The sequence below is a fragment of the Ruegeria sp. AP12 genome (genome assembly GCF_056540025.1).
In genome coordinates this window covers 137,504-157,627 of record NZ_JBQFVZ010000008.1, presented here as the reverse complement: position 1 = coordinate 157,627, position 20,124 = coordinate 137,504, and the positions used below count along the sequence as shown (strand labels likewise).

Sequence of the window (20,124 nt, the reverse complement as noted above, 5' to 3'; positions counted from 1 at the left end):
CCCTATTCCGCCGCCAGACGCTGAGGCTGCGCGCCGATGCTGGCGATCTCGGCGATCACCTGACGTAACAGCCTTGAGAAAGGCATGAAGTTCGCATTCGGGGCGATCTTTTCTTCATCCATATACAGCGCGCGGTCGATCTCGATCTGAATCGCGTGTTGCTGGCGACCGGGCCGCCCGTAGGTTTGCGTAACATAAGCCCCGGCAAAGGGCGCGTTGCGCGCAACTGTCAGCCCGGCCGCCGCAAAGGCGGATTCGATGCGGTCTACAATCTCGGTCGAGGCCGATGCACCGAATCTGTCGCCCAGAACAATCTCGGGCCGCTGGCTGCGAGAGGTGCTGGCCATGGCAACCGCCTCATGCGGCATTGAGTGGCAATCGATCAGAATCGCCTGCCCGAATTTTTCATGCGACTCGGCCAGCAGCGATTTCAGCCGCGTATGGTAGGGCCGCCAATAGGTGTCGATGCGCAGACGCGCCTCATCCATGGTCAACTTGCCGCGATAAATCGCCCGGCCATTGGCCACCACGCGGGGAATCACCCCAAGCCCCGAGGCGACGCGCGGGTTGTGCCCCTGCCTGCGCGCACCGCTGATCAGCGCCGGATCAAGCTCATCCGCGCTGCGGTTGAGGTCCAGATAGGCGCGCGGCATGGCCGCCTTGATCAGGGGCGCGCCGAACTCTGACGCTGAGGCAAACAGTTGATCCACAAAAGCATCTTCCGAGGATCGAATCACGTTTGGGTTCAGAACAGACCGTTTCAGCAATGCCTCGGGATAGTCCCGCCCGCTATGGGGCGACGAAAACACGGCGCAAGAGGTGCGATTTTCGGGCATATCCAGTATGAAGGCTGCGTTCGGCATGATCTCTCCGTGTTCGCACTCAACATAGACCGGAAAATTGTTCTTCCAAACCCCTTGAACCCCTGAACGACTCCTTTTATAGACCCCGCTACCGGCGCGGTGATCCGCGCCCCATTTCGTTATGGGGCAGGGCACGCAAAGGGAAAGTGGGCGGTTAGCTCAGCGGTAGAGCACTTCGTTGACATCGAAGGGGTCACAAGTTCGATCCTTGTACCGCCCACCATCGTTTCACTGTTCCGGGCTTCCGGGGCACCCGACTAACCCAGGCGCTGGCCACGTCTTTGATGAAGGCGCCGCAGATTGGAGACAGACCCATGAAGGTCAAGAACTCGCTCCGCTCGCTCAAGAACCGGCACCGCGACTGCCGGGTTGTGCGTCGCAAAGGCCGCGTCTACGTGATCAACAAGACGCAGCGCAAGTTCAAAGCTCGCCAGGGCTAAGAACTGCACTTACGCAATTCGAAAGAACCGCGCTGTAAAGCGCGGTTTTTTTGTGCGCGGCCTTTGGCGTCTCAGGTGGCGGGGTTGGTCCGAAACACTTCGATCGCCTCGCCAAGCCCTTTGAGTTGATGGCAGCCCACCGATTCAGTTTCCCTGTTCAGATGGTGCTGCACATCCTTGGTCATCAGCATTTGCTCACCCAGGTCCTTGCACAGCCCCTGAACCCGGCTGGCGACATTCACAGCTGACCCCACCACAGTAAAATCCAACCGGTCCGGGCTGCCGATATTTCCGAATGTCACAGGGCCATAGTCGAGGCCGACGACAAACTCGATCTGTTCGGCACCTGCGGCTTGGGCGTCCTGATTATACGCCGCAAGCCGGGACAAAGCATCGGCAGTTGCCAACACTGCTGACTGGCAAGCGGTTTCCGCATCTGGCTCTGCCGGGAAAAAAGCCAGAACACCGTCGCCCATGAATTTCAGCACGTCACCGCCATGGTCCCGAATCGGGCCCACAACCATCTCGAAAAAATCACCCATGATGGTCAGCAGTTTCTCTTCGGGCCAGACCTCGGATTTCGCTGTGAACCCGCGCAAATCCGCAAACAGGATCGCGGCAGAGACCGACTTATGCTCGCCCCGTTTGATATTGCCATTGCCAATCTCAAGCGCCGGACCTTCGCCCAGATAGGTTTGCAGCAGACTTTTCTGCGACTCGCGCATCGCAATCGGTTCCAGCGCCGAAGACAATGCGTGGCGGGTGGCTTCGATGATTTGCACCTGCGCGTCCGAAAAGCCATCCGGGTGATCCGTGCTGAAACTGGACCCCTGAACCGAACCGTCGCCATATTCCAGCGGCATGGCGAGGAAATCCGTGGCACCGGCATCGCGCAGTTCGGAATACACCTCATGCTCTGCCGACAGGTCCAAATCCAACAGCCGCTTGCGCAGGGGCTGGCGCGATGTCACAACCGCCTGAAACGGACTGCCATGCCACGCGCTTGAGACCCGAATCGTGATTGGAACCGTGTATTTCCGAGACCCCTCCGGCGTCCAGATGATGCCCCACGCGCTGATCAGCGGGTTAGAGTAGTTCTGACCAATCCGAACCCGCGACAAAGGCACACCCAGTTCCTGCAAGCCTGCGCAGTATTGCGACACGATCCGCGTTTCGTCACCCAGCATCCGACCCTGCGAAATCAGCCAGGTGATCAGGTCGTTCTTGTCTTGCATAGGTCGCCTTCCCGCTCTGCCATTCGCCTCAACATATGGTGCCCGCGCCCTGACCGGCAACGTCGGGTGCATTTGACAGGATTCGCATAGTGAATCCCAGAAATCGCGCCTCTCAAACCGGCCCAGAACCATCATCTTGGCTGCCGAAGACCACATCACAGATGGAGAGAGTTATGAAACGCGCTTCACTTACAACTGCCGCCGCTCTGATGGCGTCAACCGCAATGGCCGATATCGAAACACGGGCTGTTACCTTCGAAAACGAGGGGGCCGAGATGTCGGGCACCCTCTACCTGCCCGAAGGATATGACGGCACGCCCCTGCCCGCCGTTGTCGTCACGGGCGCTTGGACATCGGTGCAGGAACAGATGCCTGCGAATTACGCCCGCCAGATGGTCGCGCGCGGCTTTGCTGCTTTTACCTTCGACTTCCGTGGTTGGGGCAAATCCGGTGACCTGCCCGAAGGCGTCCGGTTTGTCGAAAGCCCACAGGCCAAAACTTCGGATATTGCCAAAGCCTTTGAAGTTCTGGCGACACTGCCAGAAGTCGATGCCTCTCGGATCAACGGTCTGGGGATCTGTGCCTCGGCCGGGTACATGGTTGACGCCTCTGCCGGGAATGATCTGGTGCAGCGGGTTGGCCTCGTTGCCCCCTGGTTGCAAAACGGCGAGATCGTCGAGACCGTGTATGGCGGCGCTGACGGTGTGGCCGGTCTGATTGAAATGTCCCGCGCCGCCAAAGCGTCAGGCGGTCAGATCATCCCGGCGGCAGGTCCGGAAGGGGCTGAGGGCGTGCTTATGCCCATCGGCGGCTACTATTACGAAGCCGACCGAGGCGCGATCCCGGAATATGACAATCAGTGGAACAATGCAGGCTGGGAAGGCTGGCTGACATACTACCCCGCAGACAACCCGCAGCGTCTGGATAAACCACTGGCCATCGTCCATTCGGAAAGCGCCGCAATCCCGCAGGGCGTCCGCAGCTTTCTTGGCGGATTTGCCGGGGACGCGACCATGCAATGGCTTGAAGACGTGACCCAGTTCGATTTCTACGACAATCCCGAAGACGTCACGCGGGCCGCAGACGCCATGGCCGAGCATTTTCGTGGAGAGCAAGGATGAAACCCTTGCTTGCACCCCTTGTGACCTCAACTGCCCTACTGATCGGAGGCTTGGCAATGGCCGCAACACCGGAAGAGAACATCAAAACCGTTCAGGATTTCTTTGCCGCCTATGGGGCAAACGACCTTGAAGCGATTGCTGCCGTGATGGACGAGGATGTGCGGTGGCACATCCCCGGCCGCCATCCCTTAAGCGGCACCAAACAGGGCCGTACAGAGGTTCTGGCGTTCTTCGAACAGCTTGGGTCGGTCGGATTTCAGGCCGAACCGATCTACTTTGGTGCGGATGAAACTCATGTCGTCGATATTCATCGCGGATGGTCGAATGTCGATGGCGCGGCAAATGTCGATACGATCTGGGCGCTGGTCTACCGCATCGAGAACGGCAAGATCGTTGAAGCGACGAACCTGTCCGGCGATCAGGATGCGGCCAATGCGTTCTTTTGGGCCCAGTATCCGCTCGCGCCTCTGCCCGGACGTTTGGCCGAGTAGTCAGACCGATGAATCCCAAGCCTCCGCTTTCATTCAACCTGAGAAAACAGGAGCCACGACAATGGTGAAAACACTGATCTCTACAGCCGCAATTGCGACCCTGGCCGGAACCATCGCTTTCGCTGATCAGGCCCAGATCAACCGATCGATCACGGACATCGCCGCCGGGGCCGACCGGCACGACTGGGACCGCGTGCGCAGCGCTTTTGCCGACACGGTCACAACCGACTACACCAGCCTTTGGGGCGGCGATCCTGCCACGCAACCGGCTGACGCGTTGATTGCTGCATGGTCCGGCTTCCTGCCCGGTTTCGACAGCACGCATCACATGGTGACGAATGAAACCGTGACCTCGGTCAATGGCAATACCGCCACCGCCGAGGCCGATTTCACAGCGACCCACCGCATTGATGACGGTCTTTGGACATTGGGTGGCCGATACTCTTACGCGTTGGTTCAGTCCGGCGACCGCTGGCGTGTCACATCCCTGACCATGACCGCACTTTGGGAAACCGGGGATCGAGGGTTGGTCAGCATCGCAGCAGAGCGGGCGAGCCAGTAACCAGCACGCTCCACCAGTTCGGGCGGGTCATCCCGCCCGGAATTTGGCCGGTGTTGCGCCGAACTTGCGTTTGAAATGTTGCCCAAACCGGCTGACATCCTGATAGCCGACGCGCCAGGCGATCTCAGCCACGGTCAGCTTTGTAGTGCGCAACAGAACAGATGCACGATCCAGCCGGGCCGCGATCACATATTGAAGGGGTGCAACCCCAACCTCGTGTTTGAAAGCCTTGGAAAAATGCGCCCCGCTCATCGCGGCAAGATCGGCCATCGCCGATAGCGACAGGTCCTGGCTCAGATTGTCCTGAATATAGTCCAGCACTTTGCGCAGCCGGGCATCTTCAATGTCGCGATGCCAATCCGCGGCAGGTCGGACAGTTTCGACGATCTGCGCGGCCAGCGCCCTTTGAATGGTCTCGCGGTATAACAGACCGCCACCTAAAGATGCACTTGCCGTCAGGCTCAGGTTCGTCAGCAGCGGGTCAATGTCGCCCACGATGGGCTGAAATTCAAAATCACGGCTCAGATCAAATTCGGTCAGGATCGCGTTGTCCAGACTGACCATGACAAATTCCAGATCCTCGTCAAACTCGCATACCCCATCGCTGCCCGCCGGAAGGATCCAGCCCTGATTCTTGCTCAGGGGCAGGTGCGTTGCAATGGACGTGCCGTGGGCAAAACGGTGAGTTGGCTGATCGTTCAGAAAGATGCCGACCGACAGGGATGGAAGCGAAAATGCGCCGCCACCTGCTGGCAATACTGTCTTGTTCGACACCACTTTGGACATGGTCCGAATGTAACGGATCGGGCGCGCGATTCAAATCTGAACAAATTATCGACTATTTCTGTCGGATTTGCTTGCAAACGACTCGCAATTTGGTAATTGACTAAATCACTCGGGAACCACCCGGAAGAATCTGCAACGTTTGGAGACACCATGTTGAAATCCACGACATGCATCGCGGCTGGCCTGATGGCTTTGATCGCCACATCTGCAATTGCCGAAGGCGAGCTGAACCTTTACTCGTCGCGCCACTATGACACCGACGAACGCCTGTATTCCGACTTTGAAGAGGCGACGGGGATCAAGATCAACCGCATCGAAGGCAAGGCCGACGAGCTGATCGCCCGCATGGAAGCCGAAGGGGCGAACTCTCCCGCGGATGTGATGCTGACCGTTGACACGTCGCGGCTGGCCCGCGCCAAGAACGCCGGTGTTCTGCAATCGATCGACAGCGCCGTGCTGGAAGAGCGTATCCCTGCAAACCTTCAGGACAGCGACAACCAGTGGTTCGGATTCTCGCAGCGCGGCCGGATCATCTTTTACAACAAAGACAATGTCGCCACCCCGCCGGCCACCTATGCCGATCTGGCCAAGCCCGAATATGAAGGTCTGATCTGCATCCGCTCGTCGACCAATGTTTACAACCAGACGCTGCTGGCTTCGATCATCACCCATGAAGGCGCGGATGCAGCCAAAAGCTGGGCCGAAGGAATTGTTGCCAACATGGCCCGTGACCCGCAGGGCGGCGACACCGACCAGCTGCGCGGTCTGGTTTCGGGTGAATGCGACATCGCCGTGTCGAACACCTATTACTTCGCCCGCTCGATCCGCAAGGAGGTCAAGGGCCTGTCCGCCGAACGGGACTCCATCGGCTGGGTCTTCCCGAACCAGGACGGCTATGGCGCGCATATGAACCTGTCGGGCGGTGGCGTTGCCGCAAATGCGCCCAACAAAGAGAACGCCATCAAGTTCCTTGAATACCTCTCCAGCGATCAGGCGCAGCAGTATTTCTCGGCAGGCAATGACGAGTATCCGACGGTCGCAGGCGTCGAATTGGCCGAGTCGGTCAAGTCGCTGGGTGAGTTCAAAGCGGATGAGATCAACCTGTCCGAAGTCGCGCAGAATCTGCCCGAAGCGCAGAAAATCTTCAACGAGGTTGGCTGGAAGTAACAACCGACCAACTTGGAAAAGTGAAGGGGTGCAGAGGATTCTGCGCCCCTTTTTCATTTGCAAACAATTTAATTTTAAGCGATATTCCCATATTAGTGAATTTTTCTCAAATATGGACTATGTTAGATACTCTTTCAGACCGCCTCGCCTCACGCCTGAGTGAACTGCGCCAAAGCCACAACTGGTCGCTGGACCAATTGGCAGATCAAAGCGGCATCAGCCGGGCCACTCTGTCGCGCATGGAAAAGGGTGAGGTCAGCCCAACCGCCGAAAACCTGGGCCGCCTCTGCGCCGCTTACGGGTTGCCGATGTCGCGCCTTTTGATGATGGTCGAGGACAGCTTTGACCCCAAGGTCCCCTATGAGCGGCAAACGGAATGGAGCGATCCCGAGACCGGATTTACCCGCAGGTCCGTCTCACCGCCCTCGACGGGCCTGACCGGAGAAGTTCTGGAATGCCACTTACCGCGCAACACGGTGATTGGATACGAGACGCCTCCGAAACCGGGGCAAGAGCATCACCTGATCATGTTGGACGGTGGTCTGACGATCACCGTGGACGGAACGCCCCATACGCTCAGCGGTGGCGACTGCCTGCGCTATCACCTGTGCGGGCCAACCCGGTTTGAAACCGGTGCAACGCGGGGCGCGCGATACATTCTGGTGCTGATATGATCACGCGATTGACGGACGCCTATTTTGACGATGCCCATGATGATCTGGCCGACATCCTGCACGCCTGTGTTCATACGGGCGCCAGCATCGGGTTCATTCTTCCGTTTTCGAAAAAGGATGCGCGGGCCTATTGGCAGAACCGCGTGCGACCGGACCTGCGCGCCGGTACGCTGGACCTGTTTGTGGCCTATGGCGACGGGCGGATTTTGGGCACCGTGCAACTGATCCCCGCCGTGATGCCCAATCAACCACATCGCGCGGACGTCGCCAAACTGCTGGTCCATCCCGACGCCAGACGGCGTGGATTGGGGCGAGCCTTGATGAAATCCCTGACAGACAGGGCGTCAGAGCTGGGCCGGACCATGCTGGTGCTGGATACACGCAGCAGCGATCCCTCTCGTATCCTGTACCAAAACATCGGCTTCCAGATTGCCGGAGAAATCCCCAATTACTGCCGCAACCCGTTCGAGCCGGTGTTCGAACCGACGACCTATATGTACAAGAGCCTCGGCTAGGCGTTCTACTCGGCTGCGGTGACCTTTTCGGGGAACTTGTTTGGCAACAGACCCAAGCGCCGCGCGTGCCGCACATCGGCCAGCAGGTCGCGTTCGGCCGCCGCAAACAGATCCTCGGGATCGTCCAGCACGAAATACCCCATCTGGTGCATGTCGATCCGGTACGGCGTGCGCAGAATGGTCAGAACGTCGAATGGGTCACGATCCGGGATATCACTGGTCACGGCATAGACCAGTTCGGTCGGCGAGGACGCAAGACCCGAGCCCAGCGCCTTGATCTGACCGTCCTGACGACGCAGTCCAAACTCGATCGAGAACCAATACAGCCGGATCAGCCAGGCATAATCCGCCGCATCGGCCCGGACGCCCGCCCGCCCAATCGCATGGCTGAATGCAGCAAAGCGAGGATCGCTGAGCAAAGGGGTATGCCCGAAGATTTCGTGGAAAATGTCGGGCTCTTCGATGTAGTCGAAATCCTCGCGGCTTCGGATGAATGAGGCCGCCGGAAAAACACGCTCGGCCAGCATACCAAAGAAGGTCTTGAACCCGATCAGCGCCGGAACCGGTTGGACGCGCCACCCGGTCAGGTCCAGTAATCGCTCAGAGATATCGGCGCAAGACGGCACGCGCGTCTTTGGCAGGTCAAGCCGGACCAGCCCGTCCAGATACTCGCGCGCCATGTAGCGCTGAACATTGTCTTCCTGTGCAGCGTAAAGATCAGCCCACACCGCGTTTTCCTGATCGGTGTAGTCGATATGGCCGCGATCATCGGCGTGCTTGGCGGTGTATTTTGTCGATTTGGGCATGGGCGCGTCCTCCTGTCTGACAGGATACGCCCAAAGTAGTGCGATATTTGATTTGGTGCGGACGTTCGGATGATCTATTTTGACCGTAATGTTTCGCCAACTGTGGAATATCGAACCATATGCTTCACCAGTCAGACATAGCCATTCTGCGTGTCCTGCAATCCAGCGGTCGTCTGTCGATGCAGGAACTGGCCGAGCAAACGGGGCTGTCGGCCTCACAATGCTGGCGGCGCGTTCGCGACCTTGAGGCGTCGGGCGTCGTCTCGGGCTATCGCGCGCAGGTCACCGCCAAAGCCGTGGGACTGAATGCTATTGCCTATGTCCATGTGGCGCTGCGGGATCATCAGGAGAACAGCATCGCCGATTTCCTGCGACTGGTGGAAACCGAACCGCAGATTGTCGAATGCGCCTCGATCACCGGGGATCATGATTTCATTCTGAAGGTCTATGCCCGAACCCCCGAGGACCTTGAAGTGTTCATCATGAAACGGCTGCTAAAATCAGGTCTGGTTCGGGACACCCGCAGCAACTTCGTTCTGCGGCAAAACAAGACACGCGGGCCGTTGCCGATCCTGTGACGGGGTCAAACGGCCTGATGGACCTCGATCACATTGCCTTCGGGATCAAGGAAAAAGACCTGATGCCATTCCTTGGCAAAGGCGGTGCCATAGTCTGAATATGGGATGCCCTTTTCATCCAGCATCGCCTTGAAGGCCGCGATGTCATCGGTGCGGAAAGCGATATGGCCACGCTCGACCGGATTGATGGATTCCCCGTGTTTGAACGCAACGCCAAGATCCCGTTCGGCCAGATGCATCTGCATATGCCCGTCGGTGGCAAACCGGATCTGGCCGCTATAGCCGCGATCATCCGACTCGGCAGATCGGGGGAAGTTCTCGATCGGAATATCGTCCAGCCCGAGCGTTTCAGTATAGAACCGGTGCAGCCGCCCGACATCTTCGGACACAAAGTTAATATGGTGAAATTCCAGCTTCATAGGGGCCTGTTCTGGGGTTTCGTTTGGTTTCGCCGACCTTAGGCAGGTGGCGCGGGCCAAATCAACCCGGGCGGTGACGCTGATTTTATCCCCGACTCGCTGCGCCCTCGGCTCAAGCAGGTTGGCCCACGATCATCACGGCCTTGTTGCAGGGTGACTAAAGCGGCTAACTCTGTCTGGCGTAGTATCACCCCCTTTGTTCGACAGGGTATTATGTTTCAGAACCGAGCCATTCTTTTCATACTCATTACCCTGATGATTGACGCCATCGGCATCGGCATCGTGTTTCCGATCATGCCAGATCTGATGGACCGGGTTGGCGCAGGCGATACGGGGCAAGGGGCGTTCTGGGGTGGGTTGCTGATGGCAGCCTATGCAGGGGCTTTGTTCCTGTGCGGTCCCATCGTTGGCAGCATCTCGGACGCGGTTGGCCGCAGGCCGATACTGATCGCGGCCCTTGCCATGCTGGCAGTTGACTATGTCATCATGGCTTTAGCGAGCAGTTTCTGGCTGCTTTTGCTGGGGCGAACGCTCGCGGGTCTGGCCGGGGCAACCTATATCACCGCAACCGCCTATATCGCGGATATCTCGACCCCCGAGGAAAAGGCAGCGAACTTTGGCCTGATCGGCGCGGCCTTCGGGATTGGATTTGTCCTCGGCCCCGCCATTGGCGGCATCGCGGCGGAAATCAGCATCGCCGCGCCGTTCTGGATTGCCGCCGCATTGTCGGCGGGCAACGCCTTGTTCGGCGTGTTTGTTCTGCCCGAGAGCCTGACGCCGGACAAACGCCGCCCGTTTGGCAAGCGTGATCTGAACCCGTTCAAGTCGATCTTTGACGCCTTCCGCCTGCCCGGGCTTGCGGTCCCGCTTTTGTGCATTTTCATCTTTGAGTTTGCGAACATGGTCTACCCGACACTGTGGGCCTTCTGGACGCGCGAAGTGTTCGACTGGCCAACCCTTTATATCGGATTGTCGCTGGCCGGCTATGGCGTGCTGCTGGCGTTTGTTCAGGGCGGGTTGATGCCGATCTTCATCCGGTGGATCGGGGATTACCGCACATTGATGCTGGGCATGGTTTCGGCGCTGATCGGCATGATCGGGTTTGGTTTCACCGGGTCCATTGCTGCCTTGGTCGTCTTTCTTCTGCTCGCCGCGCTGTCTGACATGGTTCCACCCCTGATGACGGCCATGGCGTCGAACCAGACGGATGAGGATCGGCAGGGTGTGGTGCAGGGCGTCATCGCGTCTTTGTCCTCGGTCGCGGCGGTTTTGTCTCCGCTTGCGCTGACCGGGATTTTTTATGCGTCTGTGGACAGTGATGGCATCTATTTCCCGGGCGCACCGTTTCTGTTTGCGGCCGTGCTGGTCGCGGCCATGCTGCCGTTGGTGATCCGGCTGAAGGGCCACGCGCAAGGAACCTAGGATTTGTGGCAACAGGCAGCAGTCTTAAGTGTCTGCCGAGCCCCCAAACCCCTGCAAGTTGTGATAGATTGGAACTGAGGACATTCTGGCAGGAGATTTCCAGTTGCGACCGAAATCGATCCGTCTTGCAGTCACCATCATGACCCTTGCCGCGTCGGCGGCGGCCTTGCCCGAACGGGCCACTGCCCTGTCATCGGATATCCCCGCCTGGCTGCAAAAGCATGTGGGAACGGGCGACGGCCAGATCGCGCCTGTCGTGCTGGAAAGGGCGCGGGCGCTGTATCAGCAGAAAACCCGGCAGGGTAAGGTCAGCAACCCCTGTTATCTTGCCAAAGACGCGACCCGCCCCAGTACCGCCCGCAACGGCAGCCCCGGACGCAGGTTCTATGTCATCTGTGAATCTCAGCGGACATTCCGCGCCGTTTCATCCGGGTATGGCAATGGGCGAAAACTGCAACGCGCCAATTTCGCAAACGGGCGGCAATGCGCAAAGAATTTCAGCAATGCCGAAGGATCAAAGCTGACGGCGGGCGGGGCCTATGTCACCGCCGAAACCCGAACGTCCTTCAAAGGGTTTTACAGCCAGTCCGGCCAGACCAAGCCGTTCTATCGCACGTTTCTGTTGTTCGATGGCGAAGGCGAAACCAGCAATGCGCGTGAAAGGGCCATTGGTGGCCATCCTGCCGTTTTCCTGAAATGGCAATGTCGGTTCAAGAACCCCACAAGCTCTCATGCTGATGATGACGGCTATGTCCCTTATGGACGGCTTGTGAACTATACGGGTGGGCGCAGCAACGGCTGCACCACCTGGTCGGAATCCGCCTCGGAAGAGATTTTGGCGCTGGTAGAGGGCAACCCGACGACGCTTTATATCTATCCTGAATCCAAAGATATCAACGCGGTTGCAAAAGCGGTGAGCAAGGGGCGATCACTGTCGCGCGCGGGCGTTTATTGGAACGCCGCGTGTCTGCAAGCCATTGGCACACCGAAGTTCTGGCCCAAACGCACGCTTCAACCGATCATAAACCAATGGAGGGACTCTTTGCCCAAGCAGCCGCCCTTGGAGCTGCCGATCTGTAAATAGCGGGGTCTAATCCGAGCTGACGGGCAGCCGGTTGCGCACAAGTTCCACAAACCACTGAACGCCCGGAACAAGCGCTGCATCGTTGAAATCATACCCGGCGTTGTGCAGCGGTGCGCTGTCGCCGTTGCCAAAATTACCGAACGCACCGGGCGCAAGTTTCAAAGCTTGGGCAAAATCCTCGGATGCACCCATGGGGCGGGCATCCGGGTCCGTGTTGTTTTCGCCGAACACCGATCTCGCCGCCTGCAGCGCGCGCTGCGTCGCTTCAGCGTCATTCACCAGCGGGACAAACACACGCTCATACTCAACGTCTGCGTCGCAGTCATGGGCCATGGCCATGCCGTTCGCGATGCGGCGCATCGACTCTTCGACCCGGTGACTGACGGCATCATCGAAATGGCGGCAATCGCCTTCGATGCGCGCCTCGCTGGCAATGGCGTTCTTGACATTGTCGCCCGCAATCGAAGTCACCGAAACAACCGCAAGGGCCGAGGGGTCTATCGCCCGGGATACAATCGTCTGAAGCTCGCTGACGATGGAACAGGCGCACAGGATCGCATCCTTGCAGTCCTGCGGGCGCGAGGCATGGCCACCGCGACCGCGCACGGTTATGCGAAACCCGTCCTCGGCACCCATGAATGGGCCGGGTCGGATTTCAAACGCCCCAACGGGAAGGCCCGGCTTGTTGTGCAGACCATAGATTTCGTCAAATCCCAACCGCGATCCCAACCCGTCTCGGATCATGGCCTTCATGCCCTGCCCCCATTCCTCGGCCGGTTGAAAAACCAGCCGCACGGTTCCGTCAAACCCACCCTCTTGGGCCAGAACAGCAGCAGCGCCCAGCAGGATTGTCGTGTGCCCATCGTGACCGCAAGCATGCATCAGGCCGGGTTTGGACGACGCGTAAGGCAGATTGGTGGTTTCATGGATTTGCAGACAATCCATATCCGCGCGCAGCGCAATCGTTCGATCACCATTTCCCTGCCGCAGCGTTGCGACGACACCGGTGCCCCCGATTCCGGTCTCGATATCCTCGATCCCGAACGCCTTCAGCCGCTTGACGACAAAATCCGCCGTAGCCTGTTCTTCGAACCCAAACTCTGGGTTTTGATGCAGGTGTTGCCGCCATTGGCGCAGGGATTTGGCGAGATCGTCGGAAACCAAGCTGTCATCCTTTTTTGTGGCTGGCAGCCGGGATGTTGAGTGCAAAACCGCAAGTATGCAAGGGCCGTGGGCGTTGTATTACGACGTTTCAATCGGAAGGTTTTCGTCCGCGCTCCACTCGGCCCATGACCCGTCATAAAGACGAGATGTGTCGAACCCCATATAGCGCAACGCAAGAAGACCATTGGAAGCCGCCAAACCGCGGCCGCAATAGGCAATGACCTCATTTTCAGTCTCAATGCCCTTGTCGCGGTAGTGTTGAAGCAGGCTCTTTTGGTTCGACAGCCTGAATGAACCCAGTTGCCGCAGTTTCTCTGCCCGCTCGGCTATGGGTGTATCGGCCAAATCCGGATCGATATTCGAGATCGCAGGGATGTTGACTGCTCCGGGAATATGCCCGGACCGCCCACCCCATGTATGAGCGCCCTGCCCCCGATAGAGATCGTTTGGCAGGAAGTCGACAATCCTGACGTCCGGGTTTCCAAGCGCAGCCAAGACATCAGCCTTCCGGGCGATCCAGCCGTCTTGCGCCCTGGCTTCAAAATTCCCCGGCTCGACGGAAATATCGCCGGATTCGGTGGGTCGGTCTTCCAGCTTCCATTGCTGCAGCCCGCCGTCCAAGACCTGCACGTTGTCATGGCCAAAATACGACAGCGCCCACCAAAGCCGCGCGGATGCCAGCGGCAGGCCCGAGTCATCATAGACGACAACATGACTGTCGCTTGAAACACCAAGATCGCGCATTTTCCGGCCAAAGTCGTGCGGGCCCAACATCATGTCAGGAATGGTCTGTGTACTGTCGGCAAGTTCTGTCGACATGCCGACATAGACTGCGCCGGGGATATGCTCGGCCTGATACTCTGACCTGTCATCAAAGGCCACGCCTTTGCCGTTTTCCTCCCGGAACTTCCATCGGACGTCAATGATCCGCAGCTTCGGGTCGGTCAGGTGATCTGCCAGCCAGGCGGTGTCGGTAAGTGGGCGAAGGTTCTTGGACATCCCTACGGCCTCCTTCAATCAGACGTGGGTCGCGCCAAGGCAATTATCCATCGAATCTGCACCCAAAGTCCAATATTCGAAGTTTTTGTACTTGCAGACAGGCTGCCTGCCAGGACCGGATCGATCAGCTTATCTGGCGCATCCAATCCAAAAGCAATTCCGATTGAAGCGCTATCGCCGTTGATTGCACAAGATGGCCGCGACCGCTCAGGTATCTTGCGGGATCACCGCATCATCCCAACATTGCGCAGCGTCAGAATAGATCGACTTCTCGGGGGCGTAATTGGACGGATCATCCAGCGCGGCGGCGTGAACATAGATCAACTGGCTCATCATTTCGCTGCGGCGTGTCAGTTGTGATCCGCAATTCGGACAAAACCCGCTAAAGGTCAAGCGACCCGATCCGCCTGTCATCTGATAGGTTTTGCAGGCGTCGCCAATTTTGAAGGTTTCTGCGATCAGCGGCATCATCTCGGAATGGCCCGAGCCTGTCAGTTGCTGGCAATCCCGGCAATGGCATCGAAACATCGGGGCGTCCCCGCGCACGCCCTCAAAGCGGACCAAACCGCATTTGCACCCGCCAAGTAGCTTTTCAGACATACTGCCCCCTCCGTTGCCCGAGCATAAGAAGAGATTGCCTGTGAGTCATGATTTTGATTGCCGCTCATCAATTGACGTCAGATTGACGTATTGCAACACCCACCCGGCGTTGGCCGGTCACAAACGCTATGATGTGACTTTCGTTGCGCCATACCTCCTTGGCGGGCGGGACACGTGGGTCACTCCAAACGTCGAAGCCTTCAGATCCTGGGCCTATTCCAACGCCGCAAAAGATCGGGCGGCAGTTGGGTATCGGGGAACCGTTTAGCCACCGACCAACTTAGCAAAACTAAGGCCCTCGGGGCGCTTTCCATCGTTCGAAAACCCGGTTCGGATTCAAAAGCGACCAATCTGTTAAGATCGGCGGAGTGGAGGGGGGAACAAAGTGCTGAATTTTGATGCCGAGACAACAAGAATCCTGGAAAACGCGTATCAGGGCGCTGACATAACGCGCAGGCGACAGGCTTCATTCGATGCTCTCTGCCCTGCGCCGGGTGAAACCATATTGGATATCGGATGTGGCAACGGCCTGCTGACTGCGGAACTGGCCCGCGCAGTTGGACAGAAGGGCCGCGTCATCGGGATTGACCCCAGCGACGACATGACGGCGGCTGCAAAAACCCGATGCCGTGACTATGCCTGCGTCGAATTCCGTACCGGCGTCGCCAATGCGCTTCCGTTCGAAGACGCCATGGCGGACAAGGCGGTTTCGGTGCAGGTGTTCGAATATGTCGACGATATTGACGGGGCAATTGCCGATGCAATGCGCTGCCTGAAACCCGGTGGTCGGCTGGTTGTCAGCGATCTGCATTTTGACACCCTGATCTGGTTCAGCGATGCGCCAGAGAGGATGCAGGCCATGATTTCCTCATGGAACCGGCATTTTGTCAGCGGGTCTGTACCGGAAAGACTACCTGCGTTGATCAAGGCACGGGGTGATAAGGTGGACGAGGTTCGGTCGATTACACTGGTAGATCATCAGCTAAAGCCGGACGGCATCGCAACCATGATGTTGCATCTGATGAGGCAATTTGCCGTTGCAAACGCACATGTCGACCCCGCCGTTGCGCAGGCGTGGTTTGACGAACAACAAAGCCTTGCCGAGGCAGGCCGGTTCTTTTTCTCGATAACGCAATTCATCATCATTGCGCGCAAACAAACCTGACCGATAGCCGCGTCACCACTTCTCGCCAAACGGGCGAATATCCAACTCGAACGTCCAGGCCGATCGGTCCTGTCGCGCCAGCATCAGCGCAGTTTCAGCTATGTGGACAGGGTTGATGAAGAAGTCATCCGGTTTGTCGGGTGCGAAACCCGTCCGCGTGTCTTCTGTGTCGATCACGCCGTCGATGACCATGTAGGCCACATGCACGCCCTTCGGCCCAAGTTGTTTTGCAAGCGCATTTGCCAGCACACGTTGCGCGGATTTTGACGGCGCAAAAGCGGTTGTCCAGAGATTGCCGCGCAGCGCTGCCGTAGCCCCGGATACGATGATCACACCCGACCCACGCCCGGCCATTTGCGGCCCCAGCACTTTGGCCGTAACAAACAGCCCCAATGCGCCTACGCGCCAGCTTTGTTCGAAATGAACCTCGGTCACATCGTCAAGCGTTCCGAACTGAGCAAGGTCGGCATTGTATATGGCGACGTCGATCTGGCCGAACTCATCCTCGACCGCTTTCAAGGCGCCTCTGAGGTTGTCGGGATCTCCGGCATCGCAGGCAAAGGGTTTGACCTGCGGGTCAGATGCGCCTGCGCCCCCGATACCGGCCCCCGACCTGCTGAGAAGCGTAAGGGTGTATCCGGCCTTCCTGAACACCTCGGCATATGCGGCCCCAAGGCCCGGACCGTATCCGATGATTGCGCAGACACCCGCACTCATATCGATCTCCTCCGTCGCGATTGTCACCCGAGGCGCATCTTAGCACATCCGTCGGACTGATGCAGATTGGTGGCGGTTAGAACCTGTTCCGCGCCCCGCACGGCATGGAAGCGATGGCTATGCGCCGCGCTTGCGTTGTGCGTCCCGGATCAGCGCCGCAAGCCGATAGAAGCCGTGTGCCATTTTTGTGTAAGGCGTAAGGAGGAAAAACGTAAGGACCGAACCGAGATGGATGGCCAGCAGTGCGGGCATCAGAGGCGTTGATCCGAGGGCATAGAGAACCAGCCCGCTGAGCCCCACAAACCCGAGCAACAGGATGAAGCCGATATCCCCGCCCCAGGCCGACGGATCGCCGAGGTCTCGGTCTGACTTTTGCTTGAGCAGCGCCATCGCACCACATCCCACTGTCAGCAGCAGCCCCCCGGAAATCCCGAACAGTTTCGGCAACGACCAAAACCCGTAAGGCGCGTGCATTCCGAAGACATAGTGCATGATCGTCGCGACCGAGGTCGACGCGAAGCACAGCAGGAAGCCATACATGATGGCGTGGTGGATGTGGCGTCGGCCCTGACTGAACCGGTCTTCGTCCTCGAAGTTACAACCCTCGCCATGGCCTGCGGCCAGATCCTGCATCTTGCCCGCACGTTTGAGCGCAACCGTCAGATCAGACATCTGGATCGGTTTGCCGCCAACCTCGGCCCAATAGCGCCTCAGGCTGAAGGCGATACTGAACAGAGGCAGCAGGAATGCAGGCGCAAAGATCGCGACCATCGCGTTGTGGGACAGGACGGCATAAAATCCTTCGCCTCCGCTGGAACCGATGGCGCGGGTCGCCCAGAACAACAGGGCAAATCCGATCACCAACGCCAGGGCGATGGCCCCGCCATGGGTGTGGAACCGGCGTGCCAGCGGCTGCGGCCATGCCAAGCTCTCCCAACTGTCCCGCCGCACCTCGGCCAGCGCCTTGGGCAGGTTCAGGTCGAACGCGTGCGGGGCGGTGTACTGACAGGCGTAGTAACAGCCCCGGCAGTTGTGGCACAGGTTGGCCAATTGCGTGATGTCCCCATCCGAGAACGCGCGCTCTGCGTGCAGCGACGGGAAGACCGAGCAATAGCCCTCGCAATAGCGGCAGGCGTTGCATATCTCGGCCTGGCGGCGGGCTTCCTGAATAAGATCAGTTTGCATAAGCGGCGGCCTCTCGTCCTGCGATGCGTCCAAAAACAGTTCCGATGGTCATGCCAAAGCCCGCCAGATAGCCTTGCCCAAGGATCGACCCGGCCATCGTTTCCCCGGCCGCCCACAGGTTTTTGATCTTACCGCTGGGCGTCGAGCACTGGGCCGTCTCGTCAACCTTCAACCCAAGATAGGTAAAGGTCACACCGGTCCGCAGCGAGTAGCCGTAAAACGGCGGTTCGGTAATTGGGCGCGCCCAGTTGGTCTTGGGCGGGATCAGTCCCGAGGTCGCCACCCCGTCCAGTTCGGTCGGGTGAAACCCGCTGGTGTCACCGCAGGCGGCGTTGAATGCGCTGACGGTTGCTTTCAATTTCTCTGCGGGCAGGTCCATCATCCCGGCCAATTCATCCAACGTGTCCGCCTTTAGCGGCGGGAACACGGACGGCATGAACAGGTTCCGCGACTTGGCGTCGATGATGGCATATCCCACCTGATCCGGCTGCGCCGCCACCAAACGGCCCCAGATCGCATAGCGCTTGGGCCAGACGTCTTCGCCCTCGTCATAGAACCGCTCGGCATGTTTGTTCACGACGATGGAAAACGGCACGCAGTCCAGACGGGTGACGATGCCGCCGTCGAATTTCGGCGCGCGCCCGTCAATGGCAACGGCATGGCATTGGGTCGGGTCGCCGACGCTTTCTACGCCTTGATCCAGCAGATCAGACAGGACCACGCCTCGGTTGTACGGCGTTCCCCGGATCAGAAAGTTCTTCGCAGGCTCACCCCAGGCGCGGGTGAGCCAATCGGTGTCTGCCTGAAAGCCGCCGGAGGCAACGATGACCGCCTTGGGCGCGATGCGATGAGACTGGCCTTCATAGGTGTAATCGACCCACTCGATCTGGTCGCTGTTCAGTTCCAGATGCGTCACAGCGGCCTCATACAGCACATCTACACCCAAACCTGCCGCCGTCCGGTAATAGGCATTCACCAGAGATTTGCCGCCCCCCATGAAAAACGCATTGGTCCGTGCCAATGACAATGTGCCGGAAAGCGAAGGCTGAAACCGGACCCCGTGTTCTTGCATCCACGGCAGGCATTCCTCGGAGGTGCGGATCGCGAGGCGGGCAAGATGTTCATCGGTTTTGCCGCCGGTGACTTTCAGCAGATCCGAGAGGTATTCGTCTTCGCCATACATCTCGACGAGCGGGCCCAACGGGCCCGAATGCATACAGCGAAAGTTGCGCGTATGGCGGGAGTTTCCGCCGCGATAAGGTTTTGGCGCCGTCTCAAGGATCAGAACGCGCGCGCCTGCCTCAGCCGCAGTCATCGCGGCGCAGAGGGCTGCGTTCCCACCGCCAATCACAGCGATATCGTAAGCTTCCTTTGGGGTGGCCATATCCTGTCTACCTACTGGCTTTCGTCGATTGAGCGGTCGCGGTCCTGCAACGCGCGGATGCGCATCCGTTGTGCCGCCTGGATATGCGCGCGCATCTCTGTCTCGGCCGCTGCGCCATCGCGGGCCTTCAAAGCCGCCATGATGCGCCGATGCTCGGCCACTGCGGCCTCGGCGCGGTCGCTATCCAGCAATTGCGAGGGCCCCAGGATCAACAGCGCCTTTTGCAAGGAGAGCATGGATTTTGCCAGAAACCGGTTCTTGGCCGCATCCAGCAGGGTCGCGTGAAAGATCTTGTTGATTTGGGCTGCATCGGGGCCAGTACCCGCCTCGGCCAACCGGTCGTTCAAAAGGTCCAGTTCATCCAATTCGACATCCGATGCCGCGCGGGCTGCCAGACGGGCCGCTGTCCCTTCAAGCACCGCGCGCATCTCATAGAGTTCCATGACCTCGGCGTAATCCAGACTGCGCACGGTGGCACCTTGCCGTGGCACATGCGTGACCAGCCCGTCGGCCTCCAACTGCCTTATCGCCTCGCGCACCGGGGTACGGCTGACGCCCAACCGTTCCGAGAGCTCAATCTCACGCAGCCGGTCGCCGGGCAGAAGAGTGCCCTCGCGAATCTCGTCCAGCAGGCGCTGATACGCGGAATTGCCTTGGGGGCCAGGTTGTAACGGGGTGTCATGAAGGGTCATCATGTTCACGTCGCTTTTGTTGCATCCAATAGCATGCAATCGGATACAAAGCGAT

Annotated in this window: 23 protein-coding genes and 1 tRNA gene; 12 read left to right on the top strand and 12 right to left on the bottom strand. The window is 58.8% G+C overall.

Annotated features, from left to right (window positions below; translation table 11 throughout):
• Positions 1-2: 2 nt before the first annotated feature.
• Positions 3-863: an N-formylglutamate amidohydrolase gene (locus tag ACR0E6_RS18805; RefSeq protein ID WP_480586093.1), complete on the bottom strand. Its 861-nt coding sequence runs from the start codon at positions 861-863 to the stop codon at positions 3-5.
• A gap of 148 nt (positions 864-1,011) precedes the next feature.
• Between ACR0E6_RS18805 and ACR0E6_RS18800 the strand changes: the two genes are divergently transcribed.
• Positions 1,012-1,086 (top strand) — tRNA-Val (locus ACR0E6_RS18800).
• A gap of 91 nt (positions 1,087-1,177) precedes the next feature.
• Positions 1,178-1,303: a type B 50S ribosomal protein L36 gene (ykgO, locus tag ACR0E6_RS18795; RefSeq protein WP_005648635.1), complete on the top strand. Its 126-nt coding sequence runs from the start codon at positions 1,178-1,180 to the stop codon at positions 1,301-1,303.
• A gap of 71 nt (positions 1,304-1,374) precedes the next feature.
• Here the strand turns inward: ykgO and ACR0E6_RS18790 are convergent, their stop codons facing one another.
• Entirely contained in the window at positions 1,375-2,538 is a 1,164-nt protein-coding gene (locus tag ACR0E6_RS18790; RefSeq protein WP_480586090.1) for an adenylate/guanylate cyclase domain-containing protein, read from the bottom strand.
• Positions 2,539-2,711: 173 nt separating this feature from the next.
• On the opposite strand from ACR0E6_RS18790, the gene ACR0E6_RS18785 reads away from it, so the two are divergent.
• From ACR0E6_RS18785 to ACR0E6_RS18775, 3 genes are all read left to right on the top strand, one after another.
• Positions 2,712-3,659, top strand: coding sequence for an alpha/beta hydrolase (locus ACR0E6_RS18785; protein WP_480586087.1), 948 nt, complete (start codon positions 2,712-2,714; stop codon positions 3,657-3,659).
• Positions 3,656-4,150: a nuclear transport factor 2 family protein gene (locus ACR0E6_RS18780; RefSeq protein ID WP_480586084.1), complete on the top strand. Its 495-nt coding sequence runs from the start codon at positions 3,656-3,658 to the stop codon at positions 4,148-4,150. The genes ACR0E6_RS18785 and ACR0E6_RS18780 overlap by 4 nt, the downstream gene beginning before the upstream one ends.
• Positions 4,151-4,211: 61 nt before the next feature.
• Positions 4,212-4,712: a nuclear transport factor 2 family protein gene (locus ACR0E6_RS18775; RefSeq protein WP_170456704.1), complete on the top strand. Its 501-nt coding sequence runs from the start codon at positions 4,212-4,214 to the stop codon at positions 4,710-4,712.
• A gap of 27 nt (positions 4,713-4,739) precedes the next feature.
• Here the strand turns inward: ACR0E6_RS18775 and ACR0E6_RS18770 are convergent, their stop codons facing one another.
• The gene (locus ACR0E6_RS18770) at positions 4,740-5,498 is read right to left on the bottom strand and encodes a helix-turn-helix domain-containing protein (RefSeq protein WP_480586080.1); all 759 of its coding nucleotides are present in this window, start codon (positions 5,496-5,498) and stop codon (positions 4,740-4,742) included.
• Positions 5,499-5,648: 150 nt separating this feature from the next.
• Between ACR0E6_RS18770 and ACR0E6_RS18765 the strand changes: the two genes are divergently transcribed.
• The 3 genes from ACR0E6_RS18765 to ACR0E6_RS18755 all read left to right on the top strand — a co-directional run bounded on the left by ACR0E6_RS18765 (position 5,649) and on the right by ACR0E6_RS18755 (position 7,854).
• Positions 5,649-6,665: a Fe(3+) ABC transporter substrate-binding protein gene (locus ACR0E6_RS18765; RefSeq protein WP_170624936.1), complete on the top strand. Its 1,017-nt coding sequence runs from the start codon at positions 5,649-5,651 to the stop codon at positions 6,663-6,665.
• Between the two features lie 119 nt (positions 6,666-6,784).
• The gene (locus ACR0E6_RS18760) at positions 6,785-7,339 is read left to right on the top strand and encodes a helix-turn-helix transcriptional regulator (protein WP_170456710.1); all 555 of its coding nucleotides are present in this window, start codon (positions 6,785-6,787) and stop codon (positions 7,337-7,339) included.
• Positions 7,336-7,854 (top strand): GNAT family N-acetyltransferase, encoded by a 519-nt coding sequence (locus ACR0E6_RS18755; protein WP_170456712.1) that lies wholly within the window; start codon positions 7,336-7,338, stop codon positions 7,852-7,854. The genes ACR0E6_RS18760 and ACR0E6_RS18755 overlap by 4 nt, the downstream gene beginning before the upstream one ends.
• A 5-nt stretch (positions 7,855-7,859) precedes the next feature.
• Here ACR0E6_RS18755 and phhA read toward each other — a convergent pair whose 3' ends face one another.
• On the bottom strand, positions 7,860-8,660 hold the full coding sequence (gene phhA, locus ACR0E6_RS18750) for a phenylalanine 4-monooxygenase (protein WP_170456714.1): 801 nt from the start codon (positions 8,658-8,660) through the stop codon (positions 7,860-7,862).
• Positions 8,661-8,779: 119 nt separating this feature from the next.
• Here phhA and ACR0E6_RS18745 point away from each other — a divergent pair, with 119 nt between their 5' ends.
• Positions 8,780-9,238 (top strand): Lrp/AsnC family transcriptional regulator, encoded by a 459-nt coding sequence (locus tag ACR0E6_RS18745; protein ID WP_170524427.1) that lies wholly within the window; start codon positions 8,780-8,782, stop codon positions 9,236-9,238.
• A gap of 5 nt (positions 9,239-9,243) precedes the next feature.
• Here the strand turns inward: ACR0E6_RS18745 and ACR0E6_RS18740 are convergent, their stop codons facing one another.
• The gene (locus tag ACR0E6_RS18740) at positions 9,244-9,657 is read right to left on the bottom strand and encodes a VOC family protein (protein ID WP_170456718.1); all 414 of its coding nucleotides are present in this window, start codon (positions 9,655-9,657) and stop codon (positions 9,244-9,246) included.
• A gap of 213 nt (positions 9,658-9,870) precedes the next feature.
• Here ACR0E6_RS18740 and ACR0E6_RS18735 point away from each other — a divergent pair, with 213 nt between their 5' ends.
• Complete coding sequence (locus ACR0E6_RS18735) at positions 9,871-11,079, top strand: MFS transporter (RefSeq protein ID WP_480586075.1); 1,209 nt, start codon at positions 9,871-9,873, stop codon at positions 11,077-11,079.
• 103 nt (positions 11,080-11,182) lie between these two features.
• Positions 11,183-12,163, top strand: coding sequence for a hypothetical protein (locus ACR0E6_RS18730; protein ID WP_480586073.1), 981 nt, complete (start codon positions 11,183-11,185; stop codon positions 12,161-12,163).
• A 6-nt stretch (positions 12,164-12,169) separates the two neighbouring features.
• Here the strand turns inward: ACR0E6_RS18730 and ACR0E6_RS18725 are convergent, their stop codons facing one another.
• The 3 genes from ACR0E6_RS18725 to ACR0E6_RS18715 form a co-directional block, all read right to left on the bottom strand.
• On the bottom strand, positions 12,170-13,327 hold the full coding sequence (locus ACR0E6_RS18725; RefSeq protein WP_480586070.1) for a M20 aminoacylase family protein: 1,158 nt from the start codon (positions 13,325-13,327) through the stop codon (positions 12,170-12,172).
• A gap of 78 nt (positions 13,328-13,405) precedes the next feature.
• Entirely contained in the window at positions 13,406-14,326 is a 921-nt protein-coding gene (locus ACR0E6_RS18720; protein ID WP_480586068.1) for a sulfurtransferase, read from the bottom strand.
• A 207-nt stretch (positions 14,327-14,533) separates the two neighbouring features.
• On the bottom strand, positions 14,534-14,926 hold the full coding sequence (locus ACR0E6_RS18715) for a GFA family protein (RefSeq protein ID WP_480586065.1): 393 nt from the start codon (positions 14,924-14,926) through the stop codon (positions 14,534-14,536).
• A gap of 385 nt (positions 14,927-15,311) precedes the next feature.
• Between ACR0E6_RS18715 and ACR0E6_RS18710 the strand changes: the two genes are divergently transcribed.
• Positions 15,312-16,091, top strand: a complete 780-nt coding sequence (locus ACR0E6_RS18710; RefSeq protein ID WP_170738196.1) for a methyltransferase domain-containing protein — start codon at positions 15,312-15,314, stop codon at positions 16,089-16,091.
• Positions 16,092-16,103: 12 nt separating this feature from the next.
• On the opposite strand, the gene ACR0E6_RS18705 is transcribed toward ACR0E6_RS18710, so the two are convergent.
• From ACR0E6_RS18705 to ACR0E6_RS18690, 4 genes are all read right to left on the bottom strand, one after another.
• Positions 16,104-16,808 carry an SDR family NAD(P)-dependent oxidoreductase gene (locus ACR0E6_RS18705; protein ID WP_480586062.1) on the bottom strand — a complete coding sequence of 235 codons (705 nt, stop codon included), beginning with the start codon at positions 16,806-16,808 and terminating at the stop codon, positions 16,104-16,106.
• A gap of 117 nt (positions 16,809-16,925) precedes the next feature.
• Positions 16,926-17,993, bottom strand: a complete 1,068-nt coding sequence (gene tcuB, locus ACR0E6_RS18700; RefSeq protein ID WP_480586059.1) for a tricarballylate utilization 4Fe-4S protein TcuB — start codon at positions 17,991-17,993, stop codon at positions 16,926-16,928.
• Entirely contained in the window at positions 17,983-19,377 is a 1,395-nt protein-coding gene (gene tcuA / locus ACR0E6_RS18695; RefSeq protein WP_480586056.1) for an FAD-dependent tricarballylate dehydrogenase TcuA, read from the bottom strand. The genes tcuB and tcuA overlap by 11 nt, the downstream gene beginning before the upstream one ends.
• Before the next feature lie 11 nt (positions 19,378-19,388).
• Positions 19,389-20,069: a GntR family transcriptional regulator gene (locus ACR0E6_RS18690; RefSeq protein WP_480586121.1), complete on the bottom strand. Its 681-nt coding sequence runs from the start codon at positions 20,067-20,069 to the stop codon at positions 19,389-19,391.
• Positions 20,070-20,124 lie beyond the last annotated feature (55 nt).